Raw genomic sequence first — 16,572 nt, 5'->3', positions numbered from 1 at the left:
TCAGCAGCACCGCCGCGAGGACCCCGGTCCCGAGCGCCGTCAGGGCGCATGCGGCGAGGGCGGCGGAGAGCCCGGCGCGGGTGACCGCGCCGCCCGAGGTCGCGGCGATCGTCCCGCAGGCGGCGATGCCGAGCGCCAGCCCGAGCTGGCGTACGGCGTTCGCGGCGCTGCTCGCGACCCCGGCCCGGTGCGCGGGGGCGGCGGCGATCGCCAGTGCCGGGAGCGCGGGGGAGACCAGGCCGGCGCCGAAGCCGGTCAGGACCAGGAAGGGCGCCAGGGCCGGCCAGGCCGGGCCGAGGGCCAGCGCGGTCCCGGCGAGGGCGCCGAGGCCGACCAGGATCGTGCCGGCGCCGAGCGTCCAGGTGGGGGCGAGGGCGTGCAGGTGCCGGGTGAGCAGGCCGGAGACGGCGATGAACACGAGCAGCTGGGCGACGAGGACCAGCGAGGTGGTCAGCGGGCCCAGGTGCAGGTCGGTCTGGAGCCAGGTGGCCAGGGCGGGCAGCGCGCCGAACGCGGCGAAGTAGTAGCCGAAGGCGGTCAGGAGCACCGCGGCGTACCGGGGCGAGGTGAGCAGGCCGAGCGGGAGCACGGGGTGGGGGCAGCGCCGCTCGGTGTGCACGAAGCCGGCCAGGGCGAGCGCGGCGACGGCGGCGGCCCACCAGGACCCGCCGCCGATCACGGCCGTGGCGGCCGCGGTGATCGCGACGGTGATCAGGGCGATGCCGCGCCGGTCCGCCGGGGGCCGCGCCGTCGCCTGAGGTGTCCGGGGGAGCGAGCGGTGGGCCAGGACGAGGGCGAGCGCGCACAGGGGGAGTCCGGCCCCGAAGAGCCACCGCCAGCCGGCGTACGCCGTGAGGAGGCCGCCGCCCACGGTGCCGACCGCGGAGGCGCCGCCGGCCACGGCGCCCCAGATCCCGAAGGCGCTCGCCCGGCGCCGTGGCTCGGTGTAGGTCTGGGCGATGAGCGGCAGGATCGTCGCGAACAGGGCCGCACCTGCCACGCCCTGCGCGGCGGTGGCCGCGACGAGCCAGCCGGGCGATCCGGCCAGGGCGCAGGCGAGCGTCGCCGCGGTGAACCCGGCCAGGCCGGCCAGGTGCACCCGGCGGCTCCCGGCGGCGTCGCTCAGGGCTCCGGCGCCGAGCAGGAGGCCGGCCAGCGCGACGGTGTAGCCGTCGACCACCCACTGCTGGGCCGCGAAGCCGGCGCCGAGGTCCGCGCCGATGCTGGGCAGCGCCACCGTGACCACGGACGTGTAGAGGAGCAGGAGGAAGGTGCTCAGGCAGCAGGCGACCAGCGGCTGCCAACCGGGGGGACGCGGTGGGGTGGGGGCCATGGCTCGGAGCGTGGTGTAATGCCCTTGTGCTTGTAAAGCCTTACGCACGCCCGCTGCTGGACGTGATGATCGGCCTGCTCAACGAGCCGCCGGCGGACGCCGACGAGGTCGCGGCGCGCTGGGTCGCGGCGGGCATGCCGCTGGAGAGCCGGCCGCGGGAGAGCGACCTCGCCGTGGTCGGCGCGTGCCTGGCGGCGTGGGCCCGGATGGTCGACGCCGTGGACGAGGCGGCGCGGGTCGTCGTCCTCAACGAGCTGCTCGCGCGGTACGCCGGGCCGCCCACGGTGACCGACCACGACGGCAGCGGCTGGCACGTCCACCACCGCCCGGACGACGCCAGCCTGGGCGAGATCCTGGCCGCGTCGAGCGCGGTCGCCGCGGCCGACCACCTCACCGCGCACGGCATGCACCGGCTCGGGCGCTGCGCCCTCGACGAGTGCGGGCGGGCGTTCGCCGACCACAGCCGGCCGGGGCGCCAGCGGTACTGCTCGCACGCCTGCGCCAACCGCGACGCCGTACGGCGGCACCGGCGCGCGCGGTCCTCGTGAGCCTGCGGAGCCTCGGGACACGCGTCATCTGCCGGGTCCTGTCCCGAGAATGGTGAGCCTCTGCCAAGGTATCCCCATGCTCAGCACCGTCCGGCGTACCGTCGCCACCCTGTCCTTGTCCCTCGCGCTGGTCGGCACGACCGCCGCGCTCGCCGCGCCCGCCCAGGCCGAGCGGTGGACCCACGACGACGCCGTGGGCGATGTCGTCCGGGAGACGATGGGGGAGGTCGGCGAGCTGACGCCCGTGCCCGATCGCACCGACATCGACGTCACGCGCGTGGTCGCGAACCACCGGGGCCGTCACCTCACCATCAAGGTCCGCACCCGGACCGCGATGAAGGGCGCGCTCATGGTGAACTCGCTGATCCGCACGCCGAACAAGCGGTTCCTGCTCATGTCGATGCGGATGCCGATGCTCGGCAACAGCGTCGAGCTCCTCGACTTCAGCTCGAAGCGCAAGGACCCCACGGTCCGCTGCCCCGGGCTGAAGCGCACCTTCGACAAGGGCCGCACGGTGATGACCACGAAGATCCCGCGTTCCTGCCTGGGCAACCCGCGCTGGGTCCGGTTCAGCCTCGACGTGACGACGATGGACATCTTCAGCGACGACGACTACAGCTACAGCGACGACGCCCTGCGCGGGGGCATGGGCGCCGGCTTCGGCCCCGGCAAGATGTCGCCGAAGATCAAGCACGGCTGAGCGCACCGGCACGACGCCGACCATGAGAGCCCTCTCATGGTCGGCTCATGGTGACCTCACGGCCGCTCGGAAAGGTGAGGGACGTCGACGCAGGGTCGACGTCCCCCCGGACCGAGGAGCACCCATGAAGAAGAAGCCCATCGCCGCCGTCGCGACCGGACTGGTCGGCCTGATGGCCTCCGGCCTGACCGTGAGCCTGCTCGCCTGGCCCGCCGACGCGGGCAGCGGCTCGGACGGCGACCTCGCCGTCAAGCGCGAGGAGGACACCCCGGACGTCGTGCTCGTCGTCGAGGACGATGACGACGACCCGGCCGACGCCCTCCGCGCCCGCCAGGTGGCCGACACCCACACCGGCACGAAGGCCCAGACCCGGACCAACACCCGGGTCACCCGGACCGGCAACAGCCGCGACAACACCCGGACCGGCGCGCGCAGCGGTCGCGACGACAGCCGCTCGGGCCGTGCCGTCCGCGACTGGACCCAGGACGGCCCCGGCCCCAAGGTCCGCGACTGGTCGCGCAACCACACCAACGACCGCAGCCGGCACAACACCCGCGGGTGAGCACCGTGGAGCTGTCCTCCTGGCACTTCGCCGAGGGTGACGCGATCACCCCCGAGCTGACCGCGCAGCGGCTGCTCGGGGGTGGCTCCGCCTACGAGGCGTACCTCGCGTTCGACGAGATCACCTACGGTCCCGTCGTGGTCAAGGTCGTCCGGCCCGCCGAGGCCGACGACGAGCGCACGGTCCGCGCCCTCGTGCGCGAGGCGACCGCGCTCGACGTCGCGCACCACCCGGTGGTCGTCCGCGGCCTGCGCCACGACGCCGAGGGGCCGCGTCCGCACCTGGTCCTGGAGCACGTCGAGGGGCCCAGCCTGACCCGGTTGATCCGGCGGCACCGGCGGCTCTCGCCGCAGCAGTACCTCCCGCTGGCGATCGACCTCGCCTCGGCGCTGCACTTCTTCCGGCATGCGGACGTGTGCCACCTCGACATCAAGCCGAGCAACGTGATCATGGGCGACCCGGCGCGGATGATCGACCTGTCCGTGGCGCGCCCGGATGCCGAGGCGGCGGCGCTGACCACGCCGATCGGGACCGACGCCTACCTCGCGCCCGAGCAGGCCGCGCCCGGGACGGCGTACGGCGTGCCGGGCTACGCCAGCGACGTCTGGGGACTGGGCACCACGCTGTTCCACGCGGTGGCCGGCGTCCGCGCCTTCCGCGAGGGCGACCCGGACGCCGTGGAGCCCGCGGCCCGCTTCCCGCAGCTGCTCGACGCGCCGGCCGAGCTGCCCGAGGACGTACCGGCGGCGGTGGCGAAGGTCGTCCACGCGATGCTGGAGCCCGACCCGGCCGACCGGCCCGCGCCGCGCGAGGTCGCCGAGGCGCTCGAGCCCGAGCTGGCCGCGCTGCCGGCGCCGCGGCTGAGCTGGAAGAGCTAGCGGTCGAGCCGGTAGCCCATGCCGCGCACGGTCGTGATCGTGTCGGCGCCCAGCTTGCGGCGCAGGTAGCCGACGTACACGTCGACCACGTTGGAGCCCGGGTCGAAGTCCAGCCCCCAGACGTGGTCGAGGAGCTGCTCGCGGGACAGCACCTGGCCGGCATGGCGCAGGAAGATCTCGGCGAGCGCGAACTCCCGCGCGGACAGCTCGACCTCGCGCCCGGCCACCGTGGCCCGGCGGGTGCGCAGGTCGAGGTGGACGCGGCCGGCGCTGAGGTGGTCGAGGACGTCGGCCGCGCCGTCGGCCGGGGCCAGGCGGCGCAGCCGCAGCTTGACCCGGGCGTTGAGCTCGGCGAACCGGAACGGCTTGGGCATGTAGTCGTCCGCACCGCCCTCGAGCGCGGTGACCGTGTCGGTGACCGAGTCCCGGGCGGTGAGCACGATGACGGGCATCCGCGAGCCCTGGGCGCGCAGCTGGTCGAGGACTGCGAAGCCGTCGAGGCGGGGCAGGCCGATGTCGAGCACCAGCAGGTCGAAGTCGCCGGAGAGCGCGTGGTCGAGCCCGGTCAGGCCGTCGCCGGCGACGGTCGTCTGGTGGCCCTCGGCGCGCAGGCCCTTGGCGACGAACGAGGCGATCCGCTCCTCGTCCTCGACGATCAGGATGCGGGCCACGAGAGCTCCTCGGTGTCGGTCGGGTCGGGGCGGACGGCCGGAACCTCGACCACGAAGCGGGCGCCGGCGCCCGGCGCCGGGTCGGCGTACGCCCGGCCGCCGTGGGCCTCGGCGATCGCGGCGACGATGGACAGCCCGAGGCCGAACCCCTCGTCCCCCTCCGGTACGGCAGCCCGGCCGAACCGCTGGAAGATCCGCTCCCGGTCCGCCGGGGCGACCCCGGGCCCGGCGTCGTGCACCCAGCAGCGCAGCGTGGTCCCGGTGCCGCCGCTGCCGAGGCCGGCGCCGATCTCGATCCGGGTGCCGGGGCCGGTGTGCTTGACCGCGTTGTCGGCCAGGGCGAGCAGTGCCTGGGTGATCCGCTGGGCGTCGAGGACCAGGTCCGCCGGGAGGTCGTCGCCGAGGGCGAGCACCCAGTCGCGCTCGCCGAGGGCGCGGGCCTTGGTGACCACGGCGGCGAGCAGGCCGGCGATGTCGGTGGTCGCGGGGGAGAGGAAGTCGGGCCGGTCGCTCTTGGCGAGCAGGATCAGCTCGCCCACCAGGCGCGCCATCCGGTCCACCTCGTCGAGCAGCAGTGCGCGAGTCTCGGTGACCTCGACCGGGTCGTGCGGGTCGAGCAGCTCGAGGTGCCCGCGCAGGATCGTCAGCGGCGTGCGCAGCTCGTGCCCGGCGTCGTCGAGGAACTGCCGCTGCCCCGCGAACGCGTGCTCGAGCCGGTCGAGCATGCCGTTGACGGTCCGGGTGAGCGCGGTGATGTCGTCATTGCCGCGCTCGGGCAGCCGCCGGGACAGGTCGGTGGCGCTGGTGCTCTCGGTGGCCGTGCGCAGGCTGCGCAGCGGGCGCAGCAGCCGGCCCGACTGCCACGCCGCGGTCGCGGTGACGAGGACGGCGGCGATGACCGCGACCAGGGCGTACGTCCGCATCGTGCGCAGCAGCTCGCCGCGCTCCTCGTCGAGGAAGGTCACGACGAGCAGCGCCCCGCGCTGGTCGCCCTGGGTGACCGGCTGGCTGGTGATCCGGACCTCGCCGCGGTCGGTGTCGAGGTACGCCGTACCGCCGTCGGTGACCAGGGGAGCGGCCGCGGCGAGGAACCGCTGGTCGCGCACGAGGCGATCCTTGGGGAAGTGCACGATCCGGCCGTCGCCGACCCAGCCGACGAGGAGCTCGTCCTCGTCGGGGACGTTGCGTTCCAGGAAGCCCACGAGCAGCGCGCGCACGGAGGTGAAGTCGCCGGTCTTCTGCAGGGCGACGAACTCGTCGAGCTCCTGCTCGACCTCGCGCTGGGTGGACTCGGTGAGCGAGCGGCTCTCGACGAAGTAGACGATCAGCCCCGCGCCGGCGAGCGCGACCGTGACGAGGAGGGCGACCGCGGCGGTGATCCGGGTCCGGACGGAGACCCCGCGGCGGGGCTCAGTCGTCATCGCGGTCGTCGCGGTCGTCGCGGTCGTCCCGGCCGCCTCGCCGGTCGTCGTCCCGGCGGTCGTCGTCGCCGTGGTCGTCATCGTCATCGTCATCGTCGTCGAGGTCCGGCTGCGGCCGGATCACCTCGTCGGTGGTCCGGGGCGCGGCCGGGCCGGTCGGCCGCGTCGGCGTGCCGGGCGTGGTCGGGGTGGTCGGGGCCGGTGCCGTCGGCAGGTCGACGGGCGGCCGGGCCGGCGGCTCGTCGTCCGCGCCCGCGGCGACCACCGCGCCCGCCGCGAAGGCGACGAGCACGAGCAGCAGCGCGAGCGGCAGCAGCACCTTCCCGACCCGTCCCATGACGTCGATCATCCTGCCCCACCGTGGGCCGCCGGTGAGAGCCGGATGAGAGGACTCTCATCTGCCTGAATGCATCCTTTGGGAGGGAGCGGACGCCTGGCCTGCGGGCCTAGGGTGGTCCGTGTCACACCCGTGTCGTACCCGTGTCACACCCTGGGAGGCCCCCGCGTGTTCGTCCCCTTCAGCGTCAACGACTTCCTCGACCGCGCCGTCCAGGTGTACGGCGAGCGGGTGGGCGTCGTCGACGAGCCGACCCAGCCCGCGCCGAGCCAGGGCGAGCTGACCTACGCCGAGATCGGTGCGCTCGCGCGCCGCCAGGCCGCCCGGCTCGACGAGCTCGGGATCGGGGTGGGCGACCGGGTCGCGGTCGTCAGCCACAACAGCAGCCGGCTGCTCACGTCGTTCTTCGGCGTCAGCGGGTGGGGCCGGGTGCTGGTGCCGGTCAACTTCCGGCTCAGTCCCGACGAGGTGCAGTACATCGTCGAGCACTCCGGTGCCCGCGTCCTCTACGTCGACCCCGAGCTCGAGGAGTCGCTCGCCGGGGTCACCTGCGAGCAGAAGTACGTCCTCGGTGACGACGACGCGCTCTACGCCGCCCCGGGCACCGAGCCGCGCCCGTGGGCCTACGACGAGGGCGCGACGGCGACGATCAACTACACCTCCGGCACGACCGCGCGGCCCAAGGGCGTCCAGATCACCCACCGCAACATCTGGGTCAACGCGCTGACCTTCGGCCTGCACGCGGGGATCAGCGACCGCGACGTCTACCTCCACACGCTCCCGCAGTTCCACGCCAACGGGTGGGGGATGCCCTTCGCCATGACCGGCGTCGGCGCCCGGCACGTCATCCTGCGCAAGGTCGACGGCGCCGAGATCCTGCGCCGGGTCCGCGACCACGGCGTGACCGTGATGTGCGCGGCGCCGGCGGTCGCGGCCGCCGTCCTGGAGGCCGCGCAGACCTGGGAGGGCGAGATCCCCGGGCGCGACAAGGTGCGGATCATCATGGCCGGCGCCCCGCCGCCGACCAAGACCGTCATCCGGGTCCAGGAGGAGCTGGGCTGGGAGTTCATCCAGATCTACGGCCTCACCGAGACCTCCCCGCTCCTCACCATCAACCGCACCCGGGCCGAGTGGGACGACCTGTCCGCCGAGGAGCGCGCCACCCGGCTGACCCGGGCGGGCGCGCCGGCGCTCGGCGTACGGCTGGCGATCGACGAGTCCGAGGAGGGCGCCGGCGAGGTGCTGGCCCGCTCCAACGTGATCCTCGAGGGCTACTGGGAGCAGCCCGAGGAGTCGGCCGCCGCGCTCAAGGACGGCTGGTTCCACACCGGCGACGGCGGCTTCGTCGGCGACGACGGCTACCTCACCATCGCCGACCGCAAGAAGGACGTCATCATCACCGGCGGCGAGAACGTCACCTCGATCGAGGTCGAGGACACGCTCTTCTCGCACCCGGCCGTCGCCGAGGTCGCCGTCATCGGCGTCCCGAGCGAGAAGTGGGGCGAGACCATCAAGGCGCTCGTCGTGCTCTCCGCCGACGCCACCGCCGGCCCCGAGATGGAGGCCGAGCTGATCCGCTGGTGCAAGGACCGGCTGGCCGGCTACAAGGCGCCGACGTCGGTGGAGTTCCGCGACGAGCTGGCCCGCACGGCGACCGGCAAGCTCCAGAAGTTCAAGCTCCGCGCGCCCTACTGGGAGGGGCTCACCCGCCAGGTGAACTGATCGGCCGGGACGAGCGTGGCGGCCCATCCCGCACCCTGCCACGCCGTCACGGTCGTCTCGGCCCAGTCCCCGCCCACCGCGGGGACGACGACGTCGACCTCGGTCGCGACCCGGTCGGGCCGGGCCGCCGGTACGCCGAGCGGCTGCCCGCTGATCGGGTCCACCAGGTCGGCCGCGCCGTCGACGCAGGTGACGCGGCGCAGGCCGATGCCGAGGCGCCGCTGGTGCTGGGCCAGGCTCAGCGCGGCGATCCCGGCGGCGCCGTACCCGACGACGGAGAGCTGGTCCGGAGGGTGCACCGCCGACCCGCGGGCGTAGCGCACCGAGCGCAGCAGGTCGCGCCCGTCCTCCCAGGTCGGTACGACGACCCGGACCCCGCCGCGCGTCGCGATCCGGCTGGCCAGCGCGCCGACGGCCTCGGCGTCGGTGCGGACCGCGGGGTGCCACAGCAGGAGGGTGTCCAGGTTGGGGTGGCCGTGCACGGCCACTTGGATGCCGGGCGCCTGCGGGGAAGTCACGGGACCACCGTAGGCTGAGCCCCCACAGGTCCGTGGCCCAGGAACCCGGTGTGAGACCGGGGCGGTTCCGCCACTGTGACCCCGACGGCCCCCGCGAGGGCGCCGCCGGGCAGCCAGACACTGGTCACGGACACACCTACCGATGAGGGGCGAGAACCCCGAGGAGGCTTTGAGCGTCATGGCGCGCATCGCACTGCTGTCCACGTCCGACACCGACCTGCTCTCCGCACGGGCCAGCGGCACCGACTACCGGTGGGCCAACCCGAGCCGGTCGGGCCTCGACGGGCTCGTCGCGCTGGCCGAGGACAGCGACCTGGTCGTGATCCGGCTTCTCGGCTCCCCCCAGCAGTACGACGGCGAGCTGGCCGCGCTGCGGGCCACCGGACGTCCGCTCGTGGTGCTCGGCGGCGAGCAGACGCCGAGCGCCGAGCTGATGGAGACCTCGACCGTGCCGGTCGGTCTCGCGGCCGAGGCGCACCGGTACCTGGCCGAGGGCGGCCCGCGGAACCTCGCGCAGCTGCACGCCTTCCTGTCCGACACGGTGCTGCTGACCGGTGAGGGCTTCGAGCCGCCGGAGGTGATCCCGGCGTGGGGCCTGGTCGAGCGGCCGGCCGCGCCCGCCGCGGCCGACCTCGCCAAGGTCGGCGTGCTGTTCTACCGCGCGCACCAGGCGAGCGGGAACACCGCCTTCGTCCACGCTCTGTGCGACGCGATCGACGCGACCGGTGAGGCCGTCGGCGTGCCCGTGTTCGCGGGCTCGCTGCGGGCGGCGCCCGACGCGCTGTTCGACGCGCTCGGCGAGCTCGACGCGCTGGTCGTCACGGTCCTCGCGGCCGGCGGCAGCGTCCCGGCCGGTGCGAGCGCCGGTGGCGACGACGAGACCTGGGACGTGGAGCGGGTCGCCGCGCTCGACATCCCCGTGCTGCAGGGTCTGTGCCTGACGAGCAGCCGCGCCGAGTGGGAGGCCTCGGACGACGGCGTCTCGCCGCTCGACTACGCCAACCAGGTCGCGATCCCCGAGTTCGACGGCCGGATCAGCACCGCGCCGTTCTCGTTCAAGGAGCTGGACGACGCCGGGCTGCCGTCCTATGTCGCCGACCCCGAGCGCGCGGCGCGGGTGGCGGGTCTCGCGGTCGGCTACGCCCGGCTGCGCCGGGTCCCCAACGCCGAGAAGCGGATCGCGCTGATGCTCAGCGCCTACCCGACCAAGCACTCCCGGATCGGCAACGCCGTCGGCCTCGACACCCCGGTCTCCGCGGTGCGGATGCTGCGCCGGCTGCGCGACGCCGGGTACGACGTGGGCGACGGCTTCGGCGTCCTCGACCTGGACGACGACACGGTCGCCGGCGACACCCTGATCCACGCCCTCATCGCGGCCGGCGGCCAGGACGAGGAGTGGCTGACCCAGGTCCAGCTCACCGACGCGCACGTGCGGATCAGCAAGGCCGACTACGACGCGTGGACCGCCGACCTCCCGGCCGACCTGCGCGGCGACATGGTCGAGGCGTGGGGCGAGTCGCCCGGCACGCTGTTCGTCAACGACAGCGGCGAGATCGTGCTCGCCACGCTCCAGGCGGGCAATGTCGTGCTGATGATCCAGCCGCCCCGCGGCTTCGGCGAGAACCCGGTCGCGATCTACCACGACCCCGACCTCGCGCCGTCCCACCACTACCTGGCGGCCTACCGCTGGGTCGAGCACGGCTTCGGCGCCCATGCCGTCGTCCACCTCGGCAAGCACGGCTCGATGGAGTGGCTGCCGGGCAAGAACGCCGCGCTGTCGGCGTCCTGCGGCACCGACGCGGCGATCGGCAGCATGCCGCTGATCTACCCGTTCCTCGTCAATGACCCGGGCGAGGGCGCGCAGGCCAAGCGCCGTGCCCACGCCACGATCATCGACCACCTCATTCCCCCGATGGCGCGCGCCGAGGCCTACGGCGACATCGCGCGGCTCGAGGGCCTGCTGGAGGAGTACGACAAGATCTCCGCGATGGACCCGGCCAAGCTGGCCGCCATCCGCGGTGAGATCTGGCAGCTCATGCACGCCGCCGAGCTGCACCGCGACCTCGGCCTCGACGAGAAGCCCGAGGACGACGACTTCGACGACTTCCTGCTCCACGTCGACGGCTGGCTGTGCGAGATCAAGGATGTCCAGATCCGCGACGGGCTGCACGTCCTGGGCCAGGCGCCCGAGGGGGAGGCCCGGGTCAACCTGGTCCTCGCCATCCTGCGCGCCGCCCAGGTCTGGGGCGGCCGGTCGCACGCCGTCCCGGGGCTGCGGGCCGCGCTCGGTCTCGCTCCCGAGGCGCCCACGACCGAGGTCGACCGGGTCGAGGCCGAGGCCCGCGAGCTGGTCGAGGCGATGGAGAAGTCCGGCTGGGACCCGGCCCGCGTCGACGACCTCCACGCCGACCCGAGCGTGCGCCAGGTGCTGGCGTTCGCCGCCACCCAGGTGGTCCCGCGCCTGGCCCGGACGACCGACGAGCTCGACCACACCCTGCACGCGCTCGCCGGTGGCTACGTGCCCGCCGGCCCGTCCGGCTCGCCGCTGCGCGGCCTGGTCAACGTGCTGCCGACCGGCCGCAACTTCTACACCGTCGACCCGCGCGCGGTGCCCTCGCGCCTCGCCTGGCAGACCGGCCAGGCGATGGCGGAGTCGCTCGTCCAGCGCTACCTCGACGAGGAGGGCTCCTACCCGGAGTCGGTGGGCCTGTCGGTCTGGGGCACGTCGGCGATGCGCACCTCCGGCGACGACATCGCCGAGGTCCTCGCGCTCATGGGCGTGCGTCCCGAGTGGGACGAGGCGTCCAAGCGCGTCCACTCCCTGACGATCATGTCGCTCGAGGAGCTCGGCCGGCCGCGCATCGACGTCACCGTGCGGATCTCCGGCTTCTTCCGCGACGCCTTCCCGCACGTGGTCGCGATGCTCGACGACGCCGTCCGGATGGTCGCCGACCTCGACGAGCCGCTCGACGTCAACTTCGTGCGCGCCCACGCGCAGGCCGACGTCGCCGAGCACGGCGACGTACGCCGGGCCACCACGCGGATCTTCGGCTCCAAGCCGGGCTCCTACGGCGCCGGCATCCTCCAGGCCGTCGAGTCGGGCTCGTGGCGCGACGACGCCGACCTCGCCGAGGTCTACACCGCCTGGGGCGGCTTCGCCTACGGCCGCGACCTCGACGGCGTACCGGCCGCGGACGACATGCGCGCCAACTACAAGCGGATCAAGGTCGCGGCCAAGAACATCGACACCCGCGAGCACGACATCGCCGACAGCGACGACTACTTCCAGTACCACGGCGGCATGGTCGCCACGATCCGTGCGCTGACCGGCGCCGACCCCAAGGCGTACGTCGGCGACTCGACCTCGCCCGACGCCGTCCGCACCCGCACCCTGCAGGAGGAGACCAACCGGGTCTTCCGGGCCCGCGTGGTCAACCCGCGCTGGATCGGCGCGATGCAGCGCCACGGCTACAAGGGCGCCTTCGAGCTGGCCGCGACCGTCGACTACCTCTTCGGCTTCGACGCGACCGCCGGTGTGGTCCACGACTGGATGTACGAGTCGCTGGCCAAGGAGTACGTCCTCGACGAGACCAACCAGGAGTTCCTGCGCAAGTCCAACCCCTGGGCGCTGCGCAGCATCGTCGAGCGGCTGCACGAGGCCAAGGACCGCGGTCTGTGGGCCGAGCCCGACCCCGAGGTGCTCGCGGCGCTCCAGGCGGCCTACCTCGAGGTCGAAGGGGACCTCGAGGACCGATGAGCGCGCGGGTCAGGATCCTCGGCTTCGGGATGGGGCCGCAGCACGTCACGCCGGAGGTCGCCGAGGCGCTGCGCGGCTGCGACTACGCGCTCGCGGTCCAGAAGGGCGACGAGGACGCGCTGCTGGAGGCCCGGCGCGCGGTGTGCGCGGCCCACGGCGTCGAGCTGGTCGTCGTCCGGGACCCGGAGCGCGATCGCTCACCCGGCCTCGACCGCGCGGGCTACGAGGGCGCCGTCGCCGACTGGTACGCCGCCCGGCTGGCCGCCTACCGCGCGGTGCTGGAGGAGCGCGGCGGCACCTGCGCGTTCCTGGTCTGGGGCGACCCGTCGCTCTACGACGGCACGATCCGCGTGGTCGGCGAGCTCGGCGTCCCGTTCGACGTGCTGCCCGGGGTGAGCGCCCCGCAGGTGCTGGCCGCGCGGCACGCGGTCGTGCTGCACGAGGTCGGCCAGCCGGTCCACGTGACCACCGCCCGCCGGCTGCGCGGCGACGTCGCCGCGGGCCAGCGCAACCTCGTCGTGATGCTCACCGCCGGGGTCGACCTCGACGGCTTCGCCGACTGGGACATCTGGTGGGGCGCCAACCTCGGCGGTGCGGGGGAGCGGCTCGTGGCCGGCCGGGTCGGCGACGTCGTCGCCGACATCGAGGCCGCGCGGGTCGCCGCCAAGGCCGAGGCCGGCTGGGTGATGGACCTGTTCCTGCTCCGCGGCCCGGAGGCCTGAGGTGGCCCTGCCCGAGCGCGACGTCCTGCTCTGCCGCGACTGCTGCTGCGGCACCACCACGAAGCACCCCGACGCCGACCACGCCGCTCAGCGCGACGAGATCGAGGCGCTCGACGACCCGGCGGGCCGGCGCGGGCCGCGGGTCCGGGTGCGTGTCGTCGACTGCCTCGACGAGTGCGACCGCTCGAACGTCGTGCTGGTGCGCGACTTCACCTGGTTCCCCGGCGGGCGGCGGCCCAAGGACTTCTGGCTCGGCGGCGTGCTGTCCGGCGCGGCGACCGAGGCGGTCGTCGACTGGGTGCGCGAGGGTGGTCCGGTGCCCGCCTCGCTGCAGCGCCACCTGTTCCGCGGGAAGCGCGGATGACCCGCGGAGCCGCGCTGCTCGTCGCCGGGATGACCTCGGACGCCGGCAAGAGCGTGGTGACGACCGGGCTGTGCCGGGCGTTCGCGCGGCGCGGGATCCGGGTGGCGCCGTACAAGGCGCAGAACATGTCCAACAACTCGATGGTCGTCACCGGACCCGACGGAGTGCCCGGCGAGATCGGCCGGGCCCAGTGGGTGCAGGCGATCGCCGCCGGGGTGACGCCCGAGGTCGCGATGAACCCCGTGCTGCTCAAGCCCGGCAGCGACCGGCGCAGCCACGTCGTGCGGATGGGTCAGCCCGCGGGCGAGGTGTCCTCGCGCAACTGGCAGGACGGCCGCGCCCACCTGGCCGAGACCGCGTTCGCCGCCTTCGACGACCTGCGCTCGCGCTTCGACCTCGTCGTCGCCGAGGGTGCGGGCAGCCCGGCCGAGATCAACCTGCGCTCCAGCGACTACGTCAACATGGGGCTGGCCCAGCACGGTGACGTGCCGACGATCGTGGTCGGCGACATCGACCGCGGCGGGTGGTTCGCGTCGGCGTACGGGACGCTGATGCTGCTCGACGAGGCCGACCAGGCCCTCGTCAAGGGGTACGTCGTCAACCGCTTCCGCGGTGACGTCGACCTGCTGCGGCCCGGGCTGGCCGACCTGGAGCGCCGCACCGGCCGGCCGACGTACGGCGTGCTGCCGTGGCACCCCGACCTGTGGCTCGACTCCGAGGACGCCCTCGACCTGGCCGGGCGCCGGGCCGAGGTCGGTGCGGGCGTGCGCAAGGTGGCCGTCGTCCGGCTGCCGCGGATCAGCAACTTCACCGACGTCGACGCGCTCGGGCTGGAGCCCGCCCTCGACGTGGAGTTCGTCTCCGACCCCGCCCGGCTGGCCGATGCCGACCTGGTCGTGCTGCCCGGAACCCGGGCGACGCTGGCCGACCTGGCCTGGCTGCGCGAGCGGGGCCTCGACGTCGCCGTGCAGCGGCACGCCGCGGCTGGCCGCCCGGTGCTCGGGATCTGTGGCGGCTGCCAGATGCTGGGCCGCCGGATCGAGGACCCCGACGGCACCGAGGGCACGGCCGGCGCGGCCGTCGACGGCCTCGGCCTGCTCGACCTGACCACCCGGTTCGCGCCGGAGAAGCGGCTCGCGCTGCACGAGCCCGCCGGCTACGAGATCCACCACGGCCGGATCACCGGCGCGACGACCGCGGGTTCGGTGACCGGCACGATGGTGCACGGCAGCCTCGAGGACGACGCCACGCGCGGCGCCTACCTGGAGTCCGCGCTCGGCGTGGCCTCGGGAGCGTCGTTCCCGGCCGCGCGGGCCGCCCGGCTCGACCTGCTCGGCGACCTGGTCGAGGAGCACCTCGACCTCGACGCCCTGCTGGAGCTGACCCGGTGACCGGGCCGCGGGTGCTGCTGCTCGGCGGTACCGGCGAGGCCCGCGCCCTCGCGGCCCGCCTCGTCGAGGACGGCGTCCCCGTCGTCTCGTCGCTCGCCGGCCGGGTCGCCCGTCCGCGGCTGCCGGTGGGCGAGGTGCGGATCGGCGGCTTCGGCGGCGTGCCGGGGCTGCAGGCGGCGCTCGCGGAGTTCGACGTCGTGGTCGACGCGACGCACCCCTTCGCGGCGGGCATCTCGCGCAACGCCGCCGCGGCCTGCGCCGCGGCCGGAGTGCCGCTGCTGCGGCTCGAACGGCCCGGCTGGGCCGATCGCGCGACACCCTCGTGGATCTGGGTGCGCACCCACGAGGAGGCCGCGGTCGTGGCCGGCGAGCTCGGGAGCCGGCCGTTCCTGACCGTCGGGCGCCAGGAGCTCGCCCGCTTCGTGCCCGTGCTGCACGACCACGAGGTCCTCGCCCGGGTCGTGGACCCGCCGGACCTCGACGTGCCGCCGGCCTGGGAGCTGCTCACCTCGCGCGGGCCCTACACGCTGGAGGGGGAGCGGGTGCTGCTCGCCGATCGCGACGTGCTCGTCACCAAGGACTCCGGCGGCGCCCTCACCTGGCCCAAGATGGAGGCCGCCGCCGAGCGCGGCATCCCGGTCGTCGTCGTGCGCCGGGCCCCGGCGCCCGACGGCGTCGACACCGTGACCGGTGTCGACGCCGTGGTCGCCTGGCTGGACGGGCTCGCGCCCGGGTCCTAGCCGGTCAGGCCGGTCGGCCGGTCAGACCGGTCAGGCTGCCGCGCGGACGGCGTCGGCGAGGGTGGTCGCCGGGCGGCCGAGGAGGCCCGCGAGGTCGGCCGGGTCGACGTACAGCTCGCCGCGGCCCAGGCCGAGGTCGGCGTCGGCGAGGACCTCGGCGAACGGCTGCGGGACGCCGCCACCCACGAGGGCCGAGACGAGCTCGGGCGCCGGGACGTCGACGTACGTCACGTCCTGACCGGTGGCCTCGGCGACCGTGGCGGCCAGCTCGGCGAGCCCGAACGCGGCGCCGCCCAGCTCGTAGACCGCGGCCGGCTGCTCGGCCAGCAGGGCGCTCGCGGCGGCCTCGGCGTAGTCCGCGCGGGTCGCCGCGCTCACCTTGCCGTCGCCGGCGGCGCCGAGGACCGCCCCGTGCTGCAGGTACGTCGCGAGGTGGTCGGTGTAGTTCTCCAGGTACCAGCTGTTGCGCAGGAAGGTGTGCGGGACGCCCGAGGCGACGATCGCCTCCTCGGTGGCCTTGTGCTCGGCGGCGAGGCCGAGGCCGGCCGTGTCCGCGTTGGAGATGCTCGTGTAGGCGAGGAGCCGCACCCCGGCGTCCTTGGCGGCCTCGATGACGTTGCGGTGCTGCGGCAGCCGGCTGCCGACCTCGCTGCCGGAGACGAAGAGGACCCGCTCGGCACCGGCGAACGCGGCGTCGAGGGAGGCGCGGTCGGCGTAGTCGACGCGCTGGGTGCGCACCCCGAGCGCGGCGAGACCGGCGAGGCGCTCCTCGTCGCGGCCCAGGGCGAGGATCTGGTCGGCGGGGACGCCCTTGGCGAGCAGCGCGGTGACGGCGAGGCGGCCGAGCTGGCCGGTGGCTCCGGTGACGACGAGAGACATGAGGTGGTTCCTTTCGGAGGTCTTCGGTG

Annotated in this window: 15 protein-coding genes and 1 pseudogene; 10 read left to right on the top strand and 6 right to left on the bottom strand. The window is 74.4% G+C overall.

The genetic code is table 11. From position 1 onward, the window contains the following. Window positions 1–10: 10 nt before the first annotated feature. Window positions 11–1,333 (bottom strand): annotated as a pseudogene (locus tag M0M48_RS30880) (MFS transporter); the annotation flags it as partial. A gap of 26 nt (window positions 1,334–1,359) precedes the next feature. On the opposite strand from M0M48_RS30880, the gene M0M48_RS13995 reads away from it, so the two are divergent. From M0M48_RS13995 to M0M48_RS13980, 4 genes are all read left to right on the top strand, one after another. Continuing rightward, complete coding sequence (locus M0M48_RS13995) at window positions 1,360–1,881, top strand: CGNR zinc finger domain-containing protein (protein ID WP_257751617.1); 522 nt, start codon at window positions 1,360–1,362, stop codon at window positions 1,879–1,881. Between the two features lie 76 nt (window positions 1,882–1,957). Continuing rightward, complete coding sequence (locus M0M48_RS13990) at window positions 1,958–2,581, top strand: hypothetical protein (protein WP_257751616.1); 624 nt, start codon at window positions 1,958–1,960, stop codon at window positions 2,579–2,581. Window positions 2,582–2,705: 124 nt separating this feature from the next. Beyond that, window positions 2,706–3,143: a hypothetical protein gene (locus tag M0M48_RS13985; protein WP_215817043.1), complete on the top strand. Its 438-nt coding sequence runs from the start codon at window positions 2,706–2,708 to the stop codon at window positions 3,141–3,143. Further along, the gene (locus tag M0M48_RS13980) at window positions 3,140–4,021 is read left to right on the top strand and encodes a serine/threonine-protein kinase (protein ID WP_257751615.1); all 882 of its coding nucleotides are present in this window, start codon (window positions 3,140–3,142) and stop codon (window positions 4,019–4,021) included. Before M0M48_RS13985 ends, M0M48_RS13980 begins: the two co-directional genes overlap by 4 nt. Here M0M48_RS13980 and M0M48_RS13975 read toward each other — a convergent pair. Genes M0M48_RS13975 through M0M48_RS13965 form a run of 3 tightly spaced genes read right to left on the bottom strand, consistent with a single transcriptional unit; the run spans window position 4,018 to window position 6,450 of the window. Continuing rightward, the gene (locus M0M48_RS13975; protein WP_257751614.1) at window positions 4,018–4,692 is read right to left on the bottom strand and encodes a response regulator transcription factor; all 675 of its coding nucleotides are present in this window, start codon (window positions 4,690–4,692) and stop codon (window positions 4,018–4,020) included. The genes M0M48_RS13980 and M0M48_RS13975 overlap by 4 nt on opposite strands. Next, window positions 4,677–6,200 (bottom strand): sensor histidine kinase, encoded by a 1,524-nt coding sequence (locus M0M48_RS13970; protein ID WP_257751613.1) that lies wholly within the window; start codon window positions 6,198–6,200, stop codon window positions 4,677–4,679. Before M0M48_RS13970 ends, M0M48_RS13975 begins: the two co-directional genes overlap by 16 nt. Then, window positions 6,103–6,450, bottom strand: coding sequence for a hypothetical protein (locus tag M0M48_RS13965; protein WP_257751612.1), 348 nt, complete (start codon window positions 6,448–6,450; stop codon window positions 6,103–6,105). Before M0M48_RS13965 ends, M0M48_RS13970 begins: the two co-directional genes overlap by 98 nt. Window positions 6,451–6,618: 168 nt before the next feature. Between M0M48_RS13965 and M0M48_RS13960 the strand changes: the two genes are divergently transcribed. Next, window positions 6,619–8,172, top strand: a complete 1,554-nt coding sequence (locus M0M48_RS13960; RefSeq protein WP_257751611.1) for an AMP-binding protein — start codon at window positions 6,619–6,621, stop codon at window positions 8,170–8,172. Here the strand turns inward: M0M48_RS13960 and M0M48_RS13955 are convergent. Beyond that, window positions 8,139–8,690, bottom strand: a complete 552-nt coding sequence (locus tag M0M48_RS13955; RefSeq protein WP_257751610.1) for a hypothetical protein — start codon at window positions 8,688–8,690, stop codon at window positions 8,139–8,141. The genes M0M48_RS13960 and M0M48_RS13955 overlap by 34 nt on opposite strands. A gap of 178 nt (window positions 8,691–8,868) precedes the next feature. On the opposite strand from M0M48_RS13955, the gene cobN reads away from it, so the two are divergent. From cobN to M0M48_RS13930, 5 genes are read left to right on the top strand one after another with little or no spacing between them, the layout of a single operon-like run. Continuing rightward, entirely contained in the window at window positions 8,869–12,447 is a 3,579-nt protein-coding gene (cobN, locus tag M0M48_RS13950) for a cobaltochelatase subunit CobN (RefSeq protein ID WP_257751609.1), read from the top strand. Beyond that, a complete protein-coding gene (locus M0M48_RS13945) occupies window positions 12,444–13,169 on the top strand; it encodes an SAM-dependent methyltransferase (protein ID WP_257751608.1) in 726 nt (241 codons plus the stop codon). The genes cobN and M0M48_RS13945 overlap by 4 nt, the downstream gene beginning before the upstream one ends. A 1-nt stretch (window position 13,170) precedes the next feature. After that, complete coding sequence (locus M0M48_RS13940) at window positions 13,171–13,533, top strand: (2Fe-2S) ferredoxin domain-containing protein (RefSeq protein WP_257751607.1); 363 nt, start codon at window positions 13,171–13,173, stop codon at window positions 13,531–13,533. Then, window positions 13,530–14,924 (top strand): cobyric acid synthase, encoded by a 1,395-nt coding sequence (locus M0M48_RS13935; RefSeq protein WP_257751606.1) that lies wholly within the window; start codon window positions 13,530–13,532, stop codon window positions 14,922–14,924. The genes M0M48_RS13940 and M0M48_RS13935 overlap by 4 nt, the downstream gene beginning before the upstream one ends. Beyond that, the gene (locus tag M0M48_RS13930; protein ID WP_257751605.1) at window positions 14,921–15,664 is read left to right on the top strand and encodes a cobalt-precorrin-6A reductase; all 744 of its coding nucleotides are present in this window, start codon (window positions 14,921–14,923) and stop codon (window positions 15,662–15,664) included. The genes M0M48_RS13935 and M0M48_RS13930 overlap by 4 nt, the downstream gene beginning before the upstream one ends. A gap of 30 nt (window positions 15,665–15,694) precedes the next feature. Here M0M48_RS13930 and M0M48_RS13925 read toward each other — a convergent pair whose 3' ends face one another. Next, a complete protein-coding gene (locus tag M0M48_RS13925; protein ID WP_257751604.1) occupies window positions 15,695–16,543 on the bottom strand; it encodes an NmrA family NAD(P)-binding protein in 849 nt (282 codons plus the stop codon). Window positions 16,544–16,572 lie beyond the last annotated feature (29 nt).

Origin of the sequence: Pimelobacter simplex, assembly GCF_024662235.1 — a bacterium.
Taxonomy (GTDB): domain Bacteria; phylum Actinomycetota; class Actinomycetes; order Propionibacteriales; family Nocardioidaceae; genus Nocardioides.
This window is presented reverse-complemented; position numbering and strand designations above follow the sequence as displayed.

Bases quoted from the DNA above. Each gene is read 5' to 3' on its own strand.
- M0M48_RS13990 (WP_257751616.1), top strand. From the start codon at position 1,958: ATGCTCAGCACCGTCCGGCGTACCGTCGCCACCCTGTCCTTGTCCCTC.
- M0M48_RS13985 (WP_215817043.1), top strand. From the start codon at position 2,706: ATGAAGAAGAAGCCCATCGCCGCCGTCGCGACCGGACTGGTCGGCCTG.
- M0M48_RS13970 (WP_257751613.1), bottom strand. From the start codon at position 6,200: ATGACGATGACGACCACGGCGACGACGACCGCCGGGACGACGACCGGC.
- M0M48_RS13965 (WP_257751612.1), bottom strand. From the start codon at position 6,450: ATGGGACGGGTCGGGAAGGTGCTGCTGCCGCTCGCGCTGCTGCTCGTG.
- cobN (WP_257751609.1), top strand. From the start codon at position 8,869: ATGGCGCGCATCGCACTGCTGTCCACGTCCGACACCGACCTGCTCTCC.
- M0M48_RS13945 (WP_257751608.1), top strand. From the start codon at position 12,444: ATGAGCGCGCGGGTCAGGATCCTCGGCTTCGGGATGGGGCCGCAGCAC.
- M0M48_RS13935 (WP_257751606.1), top strand. From the start codon at position 13,530: ATGACCCGCGGAGCCGCGCTGCTCGTCGCCGGGATGACCTCGGACGCC.
- M0M48_RS13925 (WP_257751604.1), bottom strand. From the start codon at position 16,543: ATGTCTCTCGTCGTCACCGGAGCCACCGGCCAGCTCGGCCGCCTCGCC.